This window comes from Vagococcus fluvialis bH819 (genome assembly GCF_900163795.1).
Lineage (GTDB): Bacteria > Bacillota > Bacilli > Lactobacillales > Vagococcaceae > Vagococcus > Vagococcus fluvialis_A.
This window is the reverse complement of the sequence record NZ_FWFD01000003.1, coordinates 193697-211537: the sequence shown is the minus strand read 5'-3', so window position 1 is coordinate 211537 and position 17841 is coordinate 193697. Positions and strand designations below refer to the sequence as shown.

13 protein-coding genes are annotated in these 17841 nt (G+C 30.6%); 8 read left to right on the top strand and 5 right to left on the bottom strand.

The features are described 5' to 3' along the window. Positions 1-15: 15 nt before the first annotated feature. Both FM121_RS01315 and FM121_RS14545 read right to left on the bottom strand, forming a co-directional pair. Entirely contained in the window at positions 16-1155 is a 1140-nt protein-coding gene (locus FM121_RS01315) for a VanZ family protein (RefSeq protein ID WP_086950354.1), read from the bottom strand. Between the two features lie 154 nt (positions 1156-1309). Next, a complete protein-coding gene (locus FM121_RS14545) occupies positions 1310-1657 on the bottom strand; it encodes a hypothetical protein (RefSeq protein WP_086950353.1) in 348 nt (115 codons plus the stop codon). A gap of 88 nt (positions 1658-1745) precedes the next feature. Between FM121_RS14545 and FM121_RS01305 the strand changes: the two genes are divergently transcribed. The 5 genes from FM121_RS01305 (at position 1746) to FM121_RS01285 (ending at position 7782) form a co-directional block, all read left to right on the top strand. Continuing rightward, positions 1746-2423: a response regulator transcription factor gene (locus tag FM121_RS01305; RefSeq protein WP_086950352.1), complete on the top strand. Its 678-nt coding sequence runs from the start codon at positions 1746-1748 to the stop codon at positions 2421-2423. Next, the gene (locus tag FM121_RS01300) at positions 2420-3910 is read left to right on the top strand and encodes a sensor histidine kinase (protein ID WP_086950351.1); all 1491 of its coding nucleotides are present in this window, start codon (positions 2420-2422) and stop codon (positions 3908-3910) included. Before FM121_RS01305 ends, FM121_RS01300 begins: the two co-directional genes overlap by 4 nt. 142 nt (positions 3911-4052) lie before the next feature. Further along, positions 4053-5888, top strand: coding sequence for an asparagine synthase (glutamine-hydrolyzing) (gene asnB / locus FM121_RS01295; RefSeq protein WP_086950350.1), 1836 nt, complete (start codon positions 4053-4055; stop codon positions 5886-5888). 89 nt (positions 5889-5977) lie between these two features. Continuing rightward, positions 5978-6685, top strand: coding sequence for an aspartate/glutamate racemase family protein (locus tag FM121_RS01290; RefSeq protein WP_086950349.1), 708 nt, complete (start codon positions 5978-5980; stop codon positions 6683-6685). Between the two features lie 110 nt (positions 6686-6795). Further along, on the top strand, positions 6796-7782 hold the full coding sequence (locus FM121_RS01285; RefSeq protein ID WP_086950348.1) for a choloylglycine hydrolase family protein: 987 nt from the start codon (positions 6796-6798) through the stop codon (positions 7780-7782). Between the two features lie 83 nt (positions 7783-7865). Here the strand turns inward: FM121_RS01285 and abc-f are convergent, their stop codons facing one another. Beyond that, complete coding sequence (abc-f, locus tag FM121_RS01280) at positions 7866-9365, bottom strand: ribosomal protection-like ABC-F family protein (protein WP_086950347.1); 1500 nt, start codon at positions 9363-9365, stop codon at positions 7866-7868. 351 nt (positions 9366-9716) lie between these two features. Here abc-f and pulA point away from each other — a divergent pair, with 351 nt between their 5' ends. Further along, positions 9717-12911 (top strand): type I pullulanase, encoded by a 3195-nt coding sequence (gene pulA, locus FM121_RS01275; RefSeq protein ID WP_086950346.1) that lies wholly within the window; start codon positions 9717-9719, stop codon positions 12909-12911. A 68-nt stretch (positions 12912-12979) separates the two neighbouring features. On the opposite strand, the gene FM121_RS01270 is transcribed toward pulA, so the two are convergent. Next, positions 12980-13384: an organic hydroperoxide resistance protein gene (locus FM121_RS01270; protein ID WP_086950345.1), complete on the bottom strand. Its 405-nt coding sequence runs from the start codon at positions 13382-13384 to the stop codon at positions 12980-12982. A 136-nt stretch (positions 13385-13520) separates the two neighbouring features. Here FM121_RS01270 and FM121_RS01265 point away from each other — a divergent pair, with 136 nt between their 5' ends. After that, positions 13521-13886, top strand: coding sequence for a DUF488 domain-containing protein (locus FM121_RS01265; protein ID WP_086950344.1), 366 nt, complete (start codon positions 13521-13523; stop codon positions 13884-13886). A gap of 26 nt (positions 13887-13912) precedes the next feature. Here the strand turns inward: FM121_RS01265 and FM121_RS01260 are convergent, their stop codons facing one another. After that, positions 13913-15442, bottom strand: a complete 1530-nt coding sequence (locus tag FM121_RS01260) for an endonuclease MutS2 (RefSeq protein WP_179203764.1) — start codon at positions 15440-15442, stop codon at positions 13913-13915. 429 nt (positions 15443-15871) lie between these two features. Between FM121_RS01260 and FM121_RS01255 the strand changes: the two genes are divergently transcribed. Further along, positions 15872-17683, top strand: coding sequence for an LTA synthase family protein (locus FM121_RS01255; protein WP_086950342.1), 1812 nt, complete (start codon positions 15872-15874; stop codon positions 17681-17683). Positions 17684-17841: the final 158 nt, after the last annotated feature.

Here is a 17841-nt window from a genome sequence, read left to right as displayed (position 1 = left end):
CCAAAAAAGCCGATCTTAATGATCAGCTTTTTTTGGTTTATTGTCACGAACAAAAGCAATGTTAGAAAAACGGTTAAAGAAGATAGTCCCTCTTTTTTTGAACCAATCTCGCAAAATAAATAGCCAAAAAATCCCCCAAATGAAGAAGGTTAGAAGAAATAACCCGATTTGTAAAGCTAGTATATAAGGATTAACCGATTGTTTATTATTAGATATCATTGTTAAATAACTTAAAAAAGAAGGTGTATAAATCAAGATAAATCGATGTGTGAGATGTAAGATTGGTTTTGAATTAGGTAGAATAATTTTAATCTTAACTAACTTACCGCCGACTGTCTGTCCCTTACGTGTTAAAGGCCAAATTACTATAAAAATAAAGACACTAATAGTATTGAAAATAAACAAATAGTTACCATGGAAAAAGAGTCCAGATACAAGAGAACCAATAAATCTTGCAATCATCATACTAACAAAAACTTCGATTAGTTGAGCACCATAGGAAGCCAATTGATTATGAACATATAATGTATCTTTTTGTTGAATTTGATCACGACTAGGAATTAAAAATAAAAGAATAGGTGCAGTGAAAAAACCAATCATGCCACCTAAAGTATTCATCAATAAATCATCTACATCAAACAGTCGATAAGGATAAGCGTAGTATCCAAACAAAGCAGTTAATTGAGACACTTCAAAGAATAGGGTAACTAAAAAAGTTATAATTAATGCAAGATACCACTTACTAGCTTTTTTAAAGAAAAATCTTAAATAAATACCTAAAGGAAAAAGTAGTGCAATATTAAAGAAAACTTCTAAAAAAGTAAAGGATTTGACTAGAGTTAGGTAAGTTTTAATATTTACAGGATCGAAACCGGGAACTTGTTTGAAATTATTAATCATGTTAAATGGTGTTAGTTGAGTAAAAACATGATCTTTAAAGGCAAGTGTGTTATTTCGTTCTTTAGGTAGTGGTAGACTAACTAAGAAGAAGGCAGTTAAACAGTAATAAATAAAACTAAAAATAATTAAATTTCGCCAAAAGCTAAAATAACCATGTTTTCGATATTGATAAATTGTCCACGGAACAGTTCCAATAAAAGCAATAAAAGCAAATGAAAAAAAGGCAGTGGACAAAGGAATAGCATATGAAGGCATTTTATGTAATCTCCTTTTTTTACTCTAGTATAAAGGAAAAAAAGAAGATAACCAATAAAAATAAGAAGCTAGCAACTAACAATATTGTAAGACATCAAACTAATCAATAAAAAAAGGCTGATTCAATGTCAGCCTCGTTTTTATTGATAAAATGTTAGTTATTATTATGCTTCATATGACCAGTTCCATGTCTTTTGTTACCCATGTTGTTATAATTATGGCAATTTTTATTTTGTGAAGTATCACTATTTTTAGCTTGGGCTTCCTCATAGTAATCACAGTTTTCATTATGGTACCCTTTATTTTGATCATCACAATAGAAATTTCCGTCGCTCATTTTATGATTTTCTCTTTGACAATAAGATTGATTATCCTCCATTTGACTAGATGTGCTTGTTTCTTTTTTAGCTGTTGATGTTGTTGAAGCAAGAGTGATTGTTCCAGCGATTAAAAATAGACCAACAACACTTATTAAACTTGCGATGATAATTTTCTTTTTCATCTTACTACCTCCTATTAATATTTGATATAGTAAGTATATAAAACAAATAAGGCAGAATTATGTCATAAATTAATTTTAGGAGAGAAAAATGAAACTATTAATTATTGAAGATAATCATTCTTTAAGAACTATGTTGTCTCGATTTTTAAGAAATGAAGGATATGAGGTTACGGAAGCTAGCACAGGTGAGATGGGTGTAGAGTTATTTATTAAACATCCTTTTGACTTAGTGTTACTTGATATTATGCTACCTGGTATAGATGGTTTTGAAGTATGTCGAAAATTAAGAGAATTGTCGATGATTCCAATTATTATGATTACAGCTAAAAGCGAAGATCATGATAAAATTTTGGGATTAGACGTGGGGGCAGATGATTATATGGTGAAGCCATTTTCACATCAAGAAGTTACGGCAAGAATTAGAGCAATCATGCGAAGAATTGATCCACAAAAAAATAGGCCGGCTAAGTATAATGGATTAGAAGTTGATGCTGAACAGTATAAAATAAGCTTATTCGGAAAATCCATCCATGTAACTAAAAAAGAATTTGAAGTTCTATATCATTTTATTCAACATCCCAATCAATTATTCACACGGGATCATTTGCTAGATAGTGTTTGGGGCATAGATTATTATGGTGATTTCAGAACAGTAGACAGCCATATTAAGCGATTAAGAGAAAAATTAAAAACTGATGAAAAACTTAATTGGCAAATTAAGACTGTTTGGGGGAAGGGATATTTATTTGAGGTGACTGATACATGATATCTAAAAGAATAACGTCACGATTAATTAGAAATTACACTGTTTTACTGATATTATTTTCCACGGTTATTTTGGGGTTTTTTTTTAGCTTATTAAATCGGCAAGTGGCTACTGTTCATCAAGAACAAATAAAAGAACAAGGAAATATAATAGCAAAAAATATTATGAATGAAGGTTTAGTTGCTAAAGAAGAATCAAATGAAAGTAATCGTCATGGAAAAATGAGGATGCAAGAAAATCATATGGCGACTAATAATTCTTATCTGCAACTAATTAGTAAGTTATCGACTGATGATATTTTTATTGTGGATGAAAAGGGTCAGTCGTTGATTGGTGGGCATATGATGGATGAGGAACCTCAAGAACTTAGCCAAAGTGGGCAGGAAATTTTAAAGGAAATCGTGAGAAACAATCAAGCTGTTTTTTTTGAAACAGGACAGTTGTCTAACAGTGGACAGATGGGGTATGGTGTTCCTTTAATTTCTAAAAATGGAGACAATTATGGATATGTTATTGTATTATCAACAAAAACGATTACTTTGACACAATCTATAAAGGATTACCGCTTATTAATTTGGAGTATTTTACTTGCTCTGTTAGTGGTTGTTTTTATTTCTGTATGGTTAGCTAGAAGTTTTGTAAAACCTATTCATGAGATGGCCGATTTTACAGAAGAGTTAATTCAAATGAATTATCAGGATGAATTAGAAATCAATACAAAAGATGAATTAGCTGAATTGGGTAATAAGTTATTAATTTTATCTAATCGTCTTGAAGTTGCGAGGAATGATCAAGATAATAAGGAACAAAGTCAAAAATTATTTTTATCACAAATTTCTCATGAATTAAGAACACCTGTTATGGTCATTAAAAATTCTTTGGAAGCTTTAAAAGGAAATTTTTTGAATGAGACTGAGAGAAAGAATTACATTGAACAACTTCTCAAAGAAACGGAGCAACTCAATTTATTGGTTAATGATTTGCTTGAGTTAAGTAGGTTACAATCAACGGAATTCTCAATAAAAATAGAAGAGCTCCATTTGAATGATGTGCTAACTGATAGTGCGCGATCATTTAGACAACGAGCTGATGATGAAGGAAATAAAATTAAAATAAATAGTCAATTGAAAAGTTCAGATATTTATCGAGGCGATTATCAACGATTACTACAATTAATGAAAATTTTACTTGATAATGCACTTAAATATAGCCCTGTTGATGAAATGGTATTTTGTTCATTAAATCGAACAAATGAAGGATTTGAACTTGAGATTAGCAATAAATCGAAAGAAAGAATTACCGAATTTGAAAGTGATGCCTTCTTTGAAGCGTTTAATCGAGGTAAAATAAAAAAAGAAAATGGACATGGATTAGGATTGACCATTGCTAAGCAGATAGTAACAAGGCATCAAGGAAGTATTCAGTTTAATGTAGTAAATTCAAATAATGTTCAAATAAAAGTGAATTTACCTCAAATAACTAGTTAAAAAAAATTAATAAAAGGAAAAGAATAGTTCAAACTCTTTAATTTGTAAGTTATTTGCAGTATACTTGTAAACTGATACATTAGAATTTTAAATAGCTTGTTATTCTAATTTAAAATAATGAGACAAATGGAGGATTATAATAATGTGTGGATTTGTAGGATACATTAATCACCCAAACACAGTGGCTGAAACACTTAAAAAAATGACTGATAGAATAGTGCATAGAGGTCCTGATGATGAAGGGTATTACCAAGATGATTTCATCTCGATGGGATTTAGAAGATTATCAATTATTGATTTAAATCATGGTGCACAACCAATGAGCAATCAAGATGACACAAAAGTATTAACCTTTAATGGAGAAATTTATAATTATTTAGAACTTAGAGAAGAATTAATTGGTCTAGGTTATAAATTTAAAACAGATGTAGATTCTGAAGTGTTAATTCATGGATACGATGCATGGGGTGAAGGCCTTTTAGATCGAATTCGTGGAATGTATGCTTTTGTCATTTTTGACAAAAAAAACCAAGAAGTGTTTGGCGCTCGAGATCATTTCGGGATTAAACCACTTTATTACTATAAAGACAGTGAAAGTTTTATGTGGGGATCAGAAATTAAAAGTTTCTTAGATCATCCAGGCTTTATCAAAGAATTGAACGAAGAGTTACTACCTATTCATTTGAGCTTTGAATTTATTCCAAGTGATGAAACAATGTTTAAAAATGTGTATAAATTAAATCCAGGTCATTACTTTAAATTTAAAAATAATAAGTTAGATATTCAAGAATATTACCACTTTAAATTTGAAGAAGATAAAACATTAGACATGGAAACAGCTAAACAACAAATTATTGAAACAGTTCAAGAGTCAGTTAAGAAACATATGATTGCTGATGTTGAAGTAGGAAGTTTCCTATCAAGCGGGATCGATTCAAGTTACATATTAAATGAAGCTTCTAGAGATCGTGATATTACCTCATTTTCACTAGGTTTCGATGATGAAAGAATAAGTGAACTTCCTTGGGCTGAGCAATTTGCTGAAGAGATTAAGCAGAAAAATGTTCCTATCATGGTTAATGATGAAGAGTTTTTTAATATCATCCCAACAACGATGTATCATATGGATGAGCCTCTTTCTAATCCATCAGCTTTATTACTTTATTTCTTATCAAAAGAAACGAGTAAGCACGTAAAAGTTGCTTTATCAGGTGAAGGAGCGGATGAATTTTTTGGTGGTTACAATACTTATTTAGAAGCGAATACTTTTGAAACATATGAAAAATATACGACATTGCCTATGAGAAAATTATTTGCTCAAACAGCTAAAAGATTGCCTCATTTCCACGGAAAACGATTTTTAGTAAGAGGATCTCAAGATATTAGTGAAAGATATTACCGAGTTAATTATGTCTTTAATCAATCTGAACGTGATGAGTTACTAATAAATAATAAATATAATAAATCATCAGCTAATTTTGTCAAAAAATTATTTGCTGAAGCTAAAGGTCAAGATTCTATTACCCAAATGCAACATTTTGATATCCATGCCTGGCTTGCATATGACATCTTACATAAAGCAGATCGAATGAGTATGGCAAATTCGTTAGAAGTTAGAACACCTTTAGTTGATAAAGAGGTGGCAGAACTTGCTAAGAGAATCCCCTCAAATCTACGTGTGAAAGATGGTGTGACAAAAGTTGCTTGGCGCCAAGCATCAGAAAGTCAATTACCAGAAAGAATCGTTAACAGAGAGAAAATGGGCTTTTTATCACCGCTTGCTACTTGGGTAAAAGAAGATAAATATCAAGAAATGATCAAAGAAACATTTAACTCAGATGTTGCTAAACAATTTTTCAATGTGGATTATTTAAATAGATTAATTGAAGAACAAAAACAAGGAATGCCTCATATCCAAAAACTATTTACAATTTACACTTTTATTATATGGTATCAAGTATTCTTTATCGAAAACTAAATAAATGAATTAAAATATAGGGAAATTACGAAAAAATAATTGCTAAAAATATTAAGCAGTATGTCTATCGTATCGGGAGGTAATAGGGAATGGATAATTTTTTCACGATAATCGGTGGAATGGGAACAATCGCAACAGAATTATACATTAAACAAATTAACCAGAAAACACCAGCGACAAATGATCAAGAGTACTTAAATTATGTATTAGTTAACTACTCAACTATACCTGATAGAAGCTCTTATCTAATGAATAAAGGAAAAAATAAAAATCCATTACCTTATTTATTAAACGTTATTAAACAACAAGCTGCTCTGGAACCAAATTTCTTTGTTTTAACTTGTAACACCGCTCATTATTTTTATGAAGAACTGCAACAAGCGAGTACAATACCATTTCTACATATGCCTCGATTGGCGGTGGAGGAGGTAAGTAAAAATTATCCCAAAGGAACTCGTGTAGGTTTGATTGGTACTGAAGGAACAATTAAAAATAAAATTTATGATCCTTTTATTTTGGAGGCTGGCTTTGATTTAGTTTACCCAACTTTAGAAATTCAGCAATTAGTAAGTACGCTGATTTTTGATAAAATCAAACAAAAAAATGAGCTTGATACAGTGATATATAATCAAATTTTAGAAAAAATGTTTGAGTTGAACTGTGACGTTTTGATTTTAGGTTGTACAGAACTTTCTTTAATGGAAGATGCTGCCAATTATCAAAATCAACACGTGATAGATCCACAAAATATTCTTGCTGAGGAAAGTGTCAGATTAGCATTGAGTTATCGCAAGTAAAAAAAGTTGAAATGAAACATTAAATTGATTTCATTTCAGCTTATTTTTTTTGAATAAATTAATTAAAGAACGTATAATGAAAATACTCTGACGAATGAGGTGATGTATTTATGTGTACAAGCATTATTTATCAAAATAAAATGAAGCAAGCATTTTTAGCAAGAACAATGGATTTTTCTTATCCTCTAGATGGAAAACCTGTTTTTATTCCTTCCAATTATGAGTTTTTTAAAGGAAATAAAATAAAATCATTTACAAGTAAGTATGCTTTTGTAGGCTCTGGAGATTTACATGGTGAATATGTTTTAGCAGATGGCTTAAACGAAGAAGGATTATCAGCAGCCTCTCTTTATTTTTCAGCAGATGCGGTTTATAGTGATGAAAAAAATAGTGATCAAGTAGCTGTGGCTCCTCATGATGTTGTCGCTTGGTTATTAAGTATGTTTAAAACCGTTGAAGAAATTAAAGAAGGCATTTGGCAGCTTAATATTATAAATGAAAAAAATAGTTTACTTAAAAAAGTGATACCTCTACACTGGATTGTAGCGGATCAATCTGGAAAAAGCATTGTCATTGAATCGGTTGTTTCAGGTATTGAAGTTTATGATAATCCAGTTAACGTAATGACGAATAGTCCAAGTTTTACTTGGCATTTAACTAACTTAAATCAGTATGCTAATCTTTCTAATGCTAGCCTAGATCCTATAAAATATGGACAGTTTACAGCTTATGGTAATGGAGCAGGAAGTGGCGGATTAGGATTACCAGGAGATTTCACTTCAATTTCTAGATTTATTCGCATTGCTTTTATGAATCAGTACATAGAAAAAGTAGAAACAACAGAAGCTAGTTTGAATATTATTATGAGAATGCTAACCAGTGTTTATATTCCTAAAGGAGTAAAGAAAAAAAGTGATGGCAGAGATGATTATACTCAATTTATTAGTATGATGGATTTAAATCAGATTACGTATTACATTAATTACTATGAAGATAATCAACTTTTTAAAATTTCTTTAGATGAACAAATTAAGAAGCAAGTAACACCTAAAATTTTTGAATGCTCAAAAAAAGTAATGATCCAAAAGTTAAATTAAAAAGGAAGAGGTTGACCAAAATGTAGTGACCCCTAAAAATTAGGCTTTTAGGTGTTACTACATTTTGGCTCATCCTCTTATTTTTAGTATTTTTCCAGTGTAATAATTTTTGTTGCTACTTTTTTAATAAAAGCTTCATCATGTTCTATAAAAAGCATGGTTGGTTTTTTTAGAAGAATGATTTCTTCCAGTTGCTCATAATTAAAAATATCCAAATAATTAAGTGGTTCATCCCAAAGATAAAAAGGAGTCTCTTCTGTTAATGATTTAGCAACTTCAACTTTTTTTCGTTGCCCCATACTCATGGTTTCGATATTATTCGTAAAAAGTGTTCTTTCTAGACCAAGTTTCTTAATGTTACTTAAAAAATCTTGGTAATTAAGTCCATGCTCTAGACAAAAATTTTGTAAAGTACCTTGATTAACCTCATAATTTTGTCTAACAAGACTCCAATCTTGAGTATTTACTTTAGTTATTTCTCCGCTGATCTCTCCATTAAATAGCTCCAGAATGGCTTTAATAAATGAGGTTTTTCCAGCACCATTAGCACCAACTATTGCCACACGTTCGCCTTGCTTAATGTCAAAAGTAATTGGTTTAAATAAAGGATTATTATCAAAAGATAAGGTGAAATTTTCAACAGATAATAACGTTTTATGATGAGAAGGGTTAAAGTTCATCGTTAATGGATCTATAAACTCGATGTTTTTAAGTAATTTTTCTTTTTCTTCAATTTCTTTATCCATTCTATTTAATAGGTTTTTTGATTTTTTCATGGTTCTAGCAGCACGTGCGCCAATGAAACCTGTATCTCCGATAGAACCACTGTTTTTAACATTGGCACTACCGTACTTGTCACCTTCTCTAGATTGAGACCACTCCGCCTTTTTAGCAGCTGTTTGTTTCAAACGACCAACTTCTTTTTTTAATTTCTCATTCTTTTCTTGTTCTGATTCATCTTGACGTTCTTTTTGGAATTGGTAGGTTGAGTAGTTTCCTTGAGAGAGAGTGATCTGACTTTTATCAATGGCTAAAATATGATCACAAACTTCATCAATAAATAAACGATCGTGACTAATTACGATAAAGCCTGTCTTTTTTTGTTTCAGATAATCTGCAACTTGTTTGCGACCTAAAGAATCTAAGTGATTCGTTGGTTCATCAATTAAGGGGAAGTAATCTGATTGAGAAAAAAGAATAGCTAATAATACTTTAGTTTGTTCCCCGCCAGAAAGACTAGAAAAATCACGCCATAAAATATCTGTTTCTGTACCTAATAGGGTTAATTCACGTTCGATTTCCCAGAGTTCACCAGACTTCAATTCATCAATTATTTCATAGGTCATCTTATTTTTATTTTTTATTGCTTGGGGAAAATAAGAAAAATCCATTTGGTGATTAATCGTTCCTGAGTAGGCTAATTTATCTTGCAACAACTTGAAAAAAGTTGTTTTCCCTCGTCCATTCCTTCCGATTAGACCAAGTTTCCAAGTGGTATCAATATTTAAATCTACGTGGTCAAAGAGTGTTAATCCAGGACCATCATAGCTAAAACTTAGTTGTTTAATTTCAATTGTAGACATGTTTACATCATCCTTTCAAATAAAAAAACAATCAGTCTGATTAACAGAACTGATTGTTAAGAGAAGGGAATAAAAATAGCCCTTGGACGTGTAAAAGGTCATTATCTCTTATCATCTCCACCAATTCTGTCAAATTGCAGACTAATCCCGTTAAATTTAACGGTAAAATAGGCAATTTGCATAAAAAATTGGCTTAGATAATCAATGGATAAATCCCTCACTTTCATTTCCTATAATATATCATAAATATTGTTAAATGCAAATGAAAGTTGTTACCGATAACAAGTTGAAGCGCTTTCTTAAATTTGGTATATCTATAGAGTAGTTATTTTAATAGGGGAGAGATGTTAAGTGTTTAAGTTGGAAAATAAAAGAAGTGTGCAAAAAATACGAATAATATTCTGTATGATGAGTTTGTTATTTATATGTTCTTTTTCGTTACAAAAAAGTTTTGCAGAAGAAGTAGAAACTCAAGTGATTATTCATTATGAAGCACCTGAAGATGAAAAAAATATTGATCGAAATATTTGGATTTGGCCTGAAAATGGAGCAGGTGAGGAACACTCTTTTGAAAAAGAAGATGCTTTTGGGAAGTATCAAGTAATTAATTTAAAAGGAGCGCATGCTAAAGTTGGTTTTTTAATCAAATCAAAAGGGGATTGGTCCTATCAATCAAAAGATCAATGGATAGAGACAAGTAGTGGTCGGGCTCATGTTTGGTTAGATAAAGAAGGAAAAATGTCTTATGAACCAAATAAAAAAAAAGCGCCTAAAAATAAAGAATTAAATATCAACGTTCATTATTTTCGTAAAAATCAAGATTATGATAATTGGCAACTTACTTTACAAACAGATAGCGGAAAATCACAAGTCACTTCTTTTAATTCAGAAGATGACTATGGAAAAAATGCTGATTTTAAAGTAACTTCAGAAATAGACTTTTCTAAATTAACTATTAAACTAGAAAAAAGAAATGAGAAAAATGAAGTCATTGAAACAGATGGCAAGGAACGAGTGGTTTATTTGTATGAAAATCAAGGAAATCTTGATATGTGGTTAATGGAAGGGGATGAGTTAGTTTATGCTCATCCTGAGTTAATTATAAAAACACAAAAAATTAAAACAGCAACAATTGAAAAAATGAACCAAATTGATTTAGTTTTTTCAAAACCAGAAACAATTGAAAAATTAAAATCTTATCAGGTTAAACTTATTAATTCTAAGGGGGCAGTTTCTTTTAAAGTACTAGATAAAGAAAAAGAGAAACCAACTAATCGTTTATTACTTCAAGCAGAAAAAAATCTGGATTTAGCAGAAAACTATTCTATTGAAACTGAAAATGGTGAAAAAATTCCAGTAACTATGGGGGCAGTGGTTAGGACACCTGAATTTGATGATGTTTTTTATTATGAGGGGGAATTAGGGAGTAAGTATCAAAAGGATCAAACAAACTTTACATTGTGGGCGCCAACTGCTAAATCAGTTGAACTAATTACTTATTCTGGTCAAGCAGCAGATAGTGCTGAAAAAGAGAAATTCTCAATGACTAAAGGAGACAAAGGGACCTTTAAAACGGAGCTAAGTGGTGATCAAGATGGGTTAGTTTATACTTATCGTCTAACATTCTCAGATGGAAAGATAAATGAATCTGTGGATCCTTATGCAACAGCAGCGATTGTTAATGGAAATCGTTCGGTTGTCTTGAGTCCAAATCAAACGAATATTTCTGAATTTAACCGGATGCCTTCATTTTCAAATCCTGTTGACGCGGTGATTTATGAAGCTCATATTAGAGATTTATCAATCGCAAGTGATAGTGGCATTCAAAATAAAGGAAAATTTTTAGGTGTGGTAGAATCTGGAACAAAAAATGGTCAAAATCAAGAAACCGGTTTAGATTATCTGAAGAGTCTAGGTGTGACTCACGTTCAATTTTTACCAATGTATGACTATCAAACAGTGGATGAAAGCCAGCCAAATACGCCACAATTTAATTGGGGTTATGATCCTAAAAATTATAACGTACCAGAGGGATCATATAGTACAGACGCTACTAATCCACAAAACCGTATTGTTGAGATGAAACAAATGGTTAAGGGCTTGCATGATAATAATATTCGAGTGATCATGGATGTTGTTTATAATCATGTCTATGAAGCAAGTAGCCACGCATTCAATCAAACCGTGCCAGGTTATTATTTTAGATACAACGAAGACGGTGGGTTAGCTAATGGAACAGGTGTTGGCAATGATGTGGCATCCGAGCGTAAAATGGCTCAAAAATATATTGTAGACAGCGTGAGCTATTGGGCTAGGAATTATCAAATCGATGGTTTTAGATTTGATTTAATGGGGATTTTAGATGTTGAAACTATGAACTTAGTACGCCAGGAGTTAAATAAAATTGACCCATCAATTATTGTTTTAGGTGAGGGGTGGAATATGGGGACCCCACTTTCTGATGATCAAAAAGCAATTCAAAAAAATGCAAATAAAATGCCAGGCATTGGTCATTTTAATGATTCAATTCGTGATAGTGTCAAAGGTAGTGTATTTGAGGGCAAAGAACCAGGAATGATTAATGGGAAAAAAGACTTAGAAAAAATAGTGGTTCAGAACATGTTAGGTGGTGAAGGATTAGAAGGTTATACAGATCCTAGTCAATTAATACAATACGTAGAGGCTCATGATAATTTAACGTTATATGATAAATTATCTCTAACCAATCCTGAAGATACCAAAGAACAGCGATTAAAACGTCACATGTTAGGCACTGGAATAGTACTAGTTTCTGAAGGAGTTCCTTTTATTCATGCGGGTCAAGAATTTTTAAGAACAAAAGACGGGGATGAAAATAGCTATAAGTCACCAGATTCAGTGAATCAATTTGATTGGAATCGTCCACAAGAATACAACATATCTGTCAATTTTTTTAAAGAACTAGTTGCATTTAGACAAACAGAACCACTATTGAGAATGTCCTCTTATAAAGAGATAAAAGAAAAATCAACAGTGATTGAATCAAAAAACGGGGTAATCATTTATCAGTTAAGCGATGAAAGTAAAGATTTAATCATTGCGATTAATAGTAATGAGGTAGAAAAATCAATTGATAAAAAACTAATTAAAGAATTTAAACCGGTGATTACTAATAAGCTAGAAAATGAAAAGAATGAGTTGGATAAGATGCTACCGTTAAGCTTAACTATTTATAAAAAAGATAAGAAAACAACTGAAACGACAACAAACTCGGAAACAACAAAAAATACAACAACAGAAGAAATTGAGTCTTCAGCGACGAGTACAACTAAAACAAGTGAAACAATCAAAGATAATTCAATAGAAACAACAACGACATCGTCAACAGAAAATAAAAAAAGGATAACGAGTCAAAATAATACTAATAATAGCCAAAAAAATTCAAAAGAAGGAAAACAATATTTTAGTGATATGTTACCTAAAACTGGAGAACAAAAGACCATTTTTGCTTTTATGGGCTTATTAGTTGTAGGAGCTAGTTGGTTAATATTTAAAAGAAAAAATTAATCAATAAATAAGAAAGAGGCTGCCATTTGGGGTCAGCCTCTAAGATAAAAGTAGAACATTTTAAAAAATTATACTATTTTTAATTCAACTTCAATATTGTTTCTAGTTGCTTTTGAATAAGGACATACTTGATGTGCTTCATTAACTAAATCAGTTGCTGTATTTATGTCGATATCATCTATATGAACTTCAAGAATAACGCTGATGTGAAATCCATCTTTTGGATCAGAATACAGGGAAACATGAGCAGTAACTGTACTTGGATGAACATTTTTATGTTTACCCATAACTAATTCTAGTGCTCCATTGAAACAAGCACTATAAGCAGCTGCAAATAATTGTTCAGGGTTGGTTGTGCCTTCCTTGTTATCTACTGGAGATGTCACTTGATATGAAAATGATTCATCTAATGAATGTACTTCACCAGCACGACCACCAGTATTAACAATAGTTGTTTCGTAAATTTTTTTCATAAGATATAGCCTCCTTGAAATAGTTTAATAAGTAGTACAATGTAATCTTACGTCGTTTTATTTTTTTTAACAAATGATTTGATTTGACAAAATGAATAAAAAGGATAATAGTCGTCTTATAAGGTGGTGTAGAGAAATGACAAGTATACAAATTAAAAGAGTTTACGCACCAGTATCAAAGGATGACGGATTTAGAATATTAATAGATAAATTATGGCCTCGTGGTAAAAAAAGAGAAGAGGTAATGTTGAATGATTGGGCAAAAGAAATAACACCCTCTACTAAAATAAGAAAAATATTTGCTCATAAAGAAGAAAATTTCTCTCAATTTAAAGTTGATTATTTAAATGAATTGAATGAAAATCCAAGTAGTAAAGAGTTTGTTCAAAAGGTCAATAAGGAGTTAAAAAAACAAGATGTTACTTTTTTGTATGGAGCAAAAGATCCTAATATAAATCATGCGGTTATTTTGAAAGAGTTTGTGGAAAAAGAGCTTGACTAAAATTTTAGTCAAGCTCTTTTTCTTTTTTATTTCTTTAAATAGCATACAGCACTTTCTAAAATATCTTCATTAATTTTCATTTTACGTGCGATGAAGAAAGCATTACTTTCACCTATTTCATTCATTAATAATTGATATTTTGGTTGTAGTGTTTCATTATCAAAAGCCATAGCAGCGGTTATAAATGTTTCTTTTTCAGTAGCAAAATCCTTAATCTCGCCATAATGAGTGGAAGCTATAACTACTGACTGACGATTGACCAAATTATCTAGCATAGCAATTGCAAGAGCAGCCCCTTCAGTAGGTTCTGTTCCACTACCAATTTCATCAACTAAAATGAGGGATTCTTTGTCTGCAATAGTTAGAATATTTCCCATGTTGTTCATATGGCCTGAAAAAGTACTTAGTGCATTATCTAAATCTTGATAGTCGCCAATATCAACTAAAATGTGCTTGAATAGGCTAATATGACTGCTTGGATCTGCGGGAATATAAACACCCATCATTGTCATAAAAGTTAATAAGCCAATTGTTTTTAAAACAACTGTTTTGCCACCTGAGTTAGGGCCAGTAATAACTAGTCCCCGCTGCCTATTTCCTAGTTCAATATTTAAAGGAACGGCATTTTTACCTAGTAAAGGATGCTTTGCATTGTCGAGTTTAATATAGCCTATTTGATTAATAGTGACTTTGTGACCGTTAATTTCGTGACTGTATTTAGCTTTAGCTATTATCAATTCCAGTTGAAAGATAATCTGGATAGCATGGTTTAAAAAGGGTAACTCTTGGGCAATTTCTTCTGTTAAATTAGCTAATATCTGGTAAATAAGTGACATTTCTTCTGCTTGAGCTGTTTGTAACTTTTGATTTAATTCTCTTGTATTTTCAAGTTCAATATATGCAGTAGAACCTTTACTAGATTCTGAAATAATACGTCCTTTAATACTGTGTTTGAATGAGCTCTTAATAGGGACAGTGAGAATACCATCTCTTTGAACAATTAGAAATTCCTGTATTTTATTTTTATTTGCAGCATTATTGATATATTTATGTAACTTATCGCTAATATCTGCTTGGTATTTGTTTATGCTTTGTCGTGCTTTTTTTAAATCTCTTGAAGCGTCAGATGTCACCTGATTATTCTTAATGGACAAATGGATTGTTTCTTCGATTGAACGAAAGCCTTGTAATTTAGAAGCGTATCCCGAAAGTATTGGCGATAATTTTTTGTTTTTTTGAAAAAACTCTTTTAATTTTCTAATTGATTTTAGAAAATCAGCTATTTCAACTAATTCTTTTGTTTCTAAGATATAACCTTCTTCAATTTTTTGAAAAAGGCGATCAATTTGTTCACTTGCCATGAACGGAAAACTTTGATTTGTTTTTAAAATTACTAAAGCTTCTCCAGTTTCTGCTTGGTAATTTAAAACTTGTTCTAAATTATCTGATGCTTCAAAATTAATAATTCTTTCTTTCACTGTTTGACTGATTGTGTATGTACTAATTTGTTCCTTAATTTTATTAAATTGTGTTTGTTCAAATGCTTGTGTTTTCATGTTTAGAGTCTCTCTTTCTGTTAGTAAAGAGATGTCTGTCATTAACAAATTAACTAGAATAAAAAAAGAACAGGTATTATAAATACCCGTACTTTTAATTTTATATACTGAAGAATGGCTGAAATAAATGAGTCTTTTTCAAGACACACTTAGGACACCGAATAGACAGATATCTCAAATTAAAATTAGGCGTGATAAATAAACATATAGAGGATTACTTTATTTATCAGTTAAATTATTTTAATTATTGGATACCTTTGGCGCTCAAAAAGTTCACTCATTTCTTGTTATAGTTAATTTGCTTTCGAAGTAATAATAACAATTAGGGCTTATTTTGTCAAAAATGACTGTAATTTTCATCAAAATATTAGTTGTGTATTTATTTGAATTTAAGTATTCTTTACTTAGATGAAAAATAGGGGGAGTAACATGAGGTTTTTAACATTTTTAATCGTTGGATTAGTCATTAGTGGACTAGATATCTTAATGTTTAAAGAAACAAAAATAAAAAGGAAAGTTTTAAATAGTATAGGATATACCGTTGGAATCAACATATTAACTTTATTTACAATGCGTTATATATTAGGGAAAATGTATGTTTTAAGTCCAGTAAATTATAAAACGATATTTGTATTAAAATACGTTCTTTTTGCTATCGTGATAGGGTTACTTATTTTATTTATTAAAGGTTTGATTTTAAATAAAATTGTAATTACAAAAAATAAAGAAAAAACAACTTTAAAATCAAAAATTTTAACAGGAATTTCTGTTTTATTTGTTTTTGTAGGCAGTTTTTTATATATTGGCACAGTTTGGTTTATTGATTTTTTTGGTAAATTAACACCAGAACAATTTCTTTTTAATTTTAATTCTCCAGTAACAGGAACAGCATCAAATGTGATGGATCAAGCAATTAATGGCCCAGTATTACTGCTAGTATCAGTTCTAGTTGGTTATATATTCTTGATGTTGACTAAATTTAAAATAACTTTTGGGAATGAAAAAAGTTTTTCCGATAAGTATGTAAAAGTGGTTGGTTGGACTGCTTCAATTGGAGTTCTTATTTTTGGTGTAAGTTATAGCATTAAAGAGTTGCAATTAGTCGCAGTATACAGTGCTTATTTTGATGATTCAAGTTATATTAAAGATAATTATCATTCACCAAAGAATACAAAATTAACTTTTCCAGATGAGAAGAAAAATTTAGTTCATATTTATTTAGAGTCCTATGAAAATACTTATTTTGATAAAAACTCTGGTGGTTATATGGATAAAAATTTAATGCCAGCATATGAAAAGTTATATAAAGAAGGAGTCTCCTTTTCGGAAAGTGATAAAAAAGGAGGACCATATCAAACATATGGCTCAAGCTGGTCAGTTGCTTCAATGGTAAATATGAGTATGGGACTGCCACTTAAAATACCAATGAATGGAAATTCATATGGAAAATCAGGCTATTTTTTACCAGGTGCAATCGGTATAGGAGATGTACTTAATAAAGAAGGGTATAATCAAACGATTATGTTTGGTGCAGATGCTGATTTTGGAGGATTAACCTCTTTCTTTAATAACCATAAAGATTTTAATATCTATGACGTAAAACATGCTAGAAAAATCGGTAAAATTCCTAATGATTACAATGTCTGGTGGGGATATGAAGATAAAAAATTATATGACTATGCGCAAGAAGAAATAACTCGTTTAGCAAGTGAAGGGAAACCATTTAATTTTACAATGGAAAATGCGGATACTCATTTCCCAGATGGTTATATTGAAAAGGAAACACCACGCCCATTTGATCAACAATATGCTAATGTTATTTTCCATTCACAGCAACAAGTCGTTGATTTTGTTAAATGGATTCAAGAACAACCTTATTATGATGATACTGTTATTGTTTTAACGGGGGATCACTTAAGTATGGATAAAAAATTCTTTGTAGGTTTTGATAAAAAATATCATCGTACGACGACAAATTTAATTATTAATGGTGATTTTGAGAACAAAGATATTAAAACTAATAATCGTCAGTTCGCCCCATTTGACATGTATCCAACAATTTTATCAAGTATGGGTGTTGGAATTAAAGGTGATCGATTAGGTTTGGGAACAGATCTTTCTTCTAAAGAGAAGACGTTAATTGAAAGAGATTCATTAGAAAAAGTTAATGAAGAGTTATCCAAAAATAGTAAATTCTACAATACTGAGTTTGTGTCAGAGAAGAAGAATAGTGATTATTAGAGTAAATGAAAAGTCTTGAACGCTTGTTTCAAGGCTTTTTTTATTTTAATTTAATTAACTTTAGATGAAAAAATATCAAGAAATTTTCACAATGCTTTACAAAACAATAAAAAAACAGTTATAATAAAAAAATATAATGATAAAATTATTAGAATTTT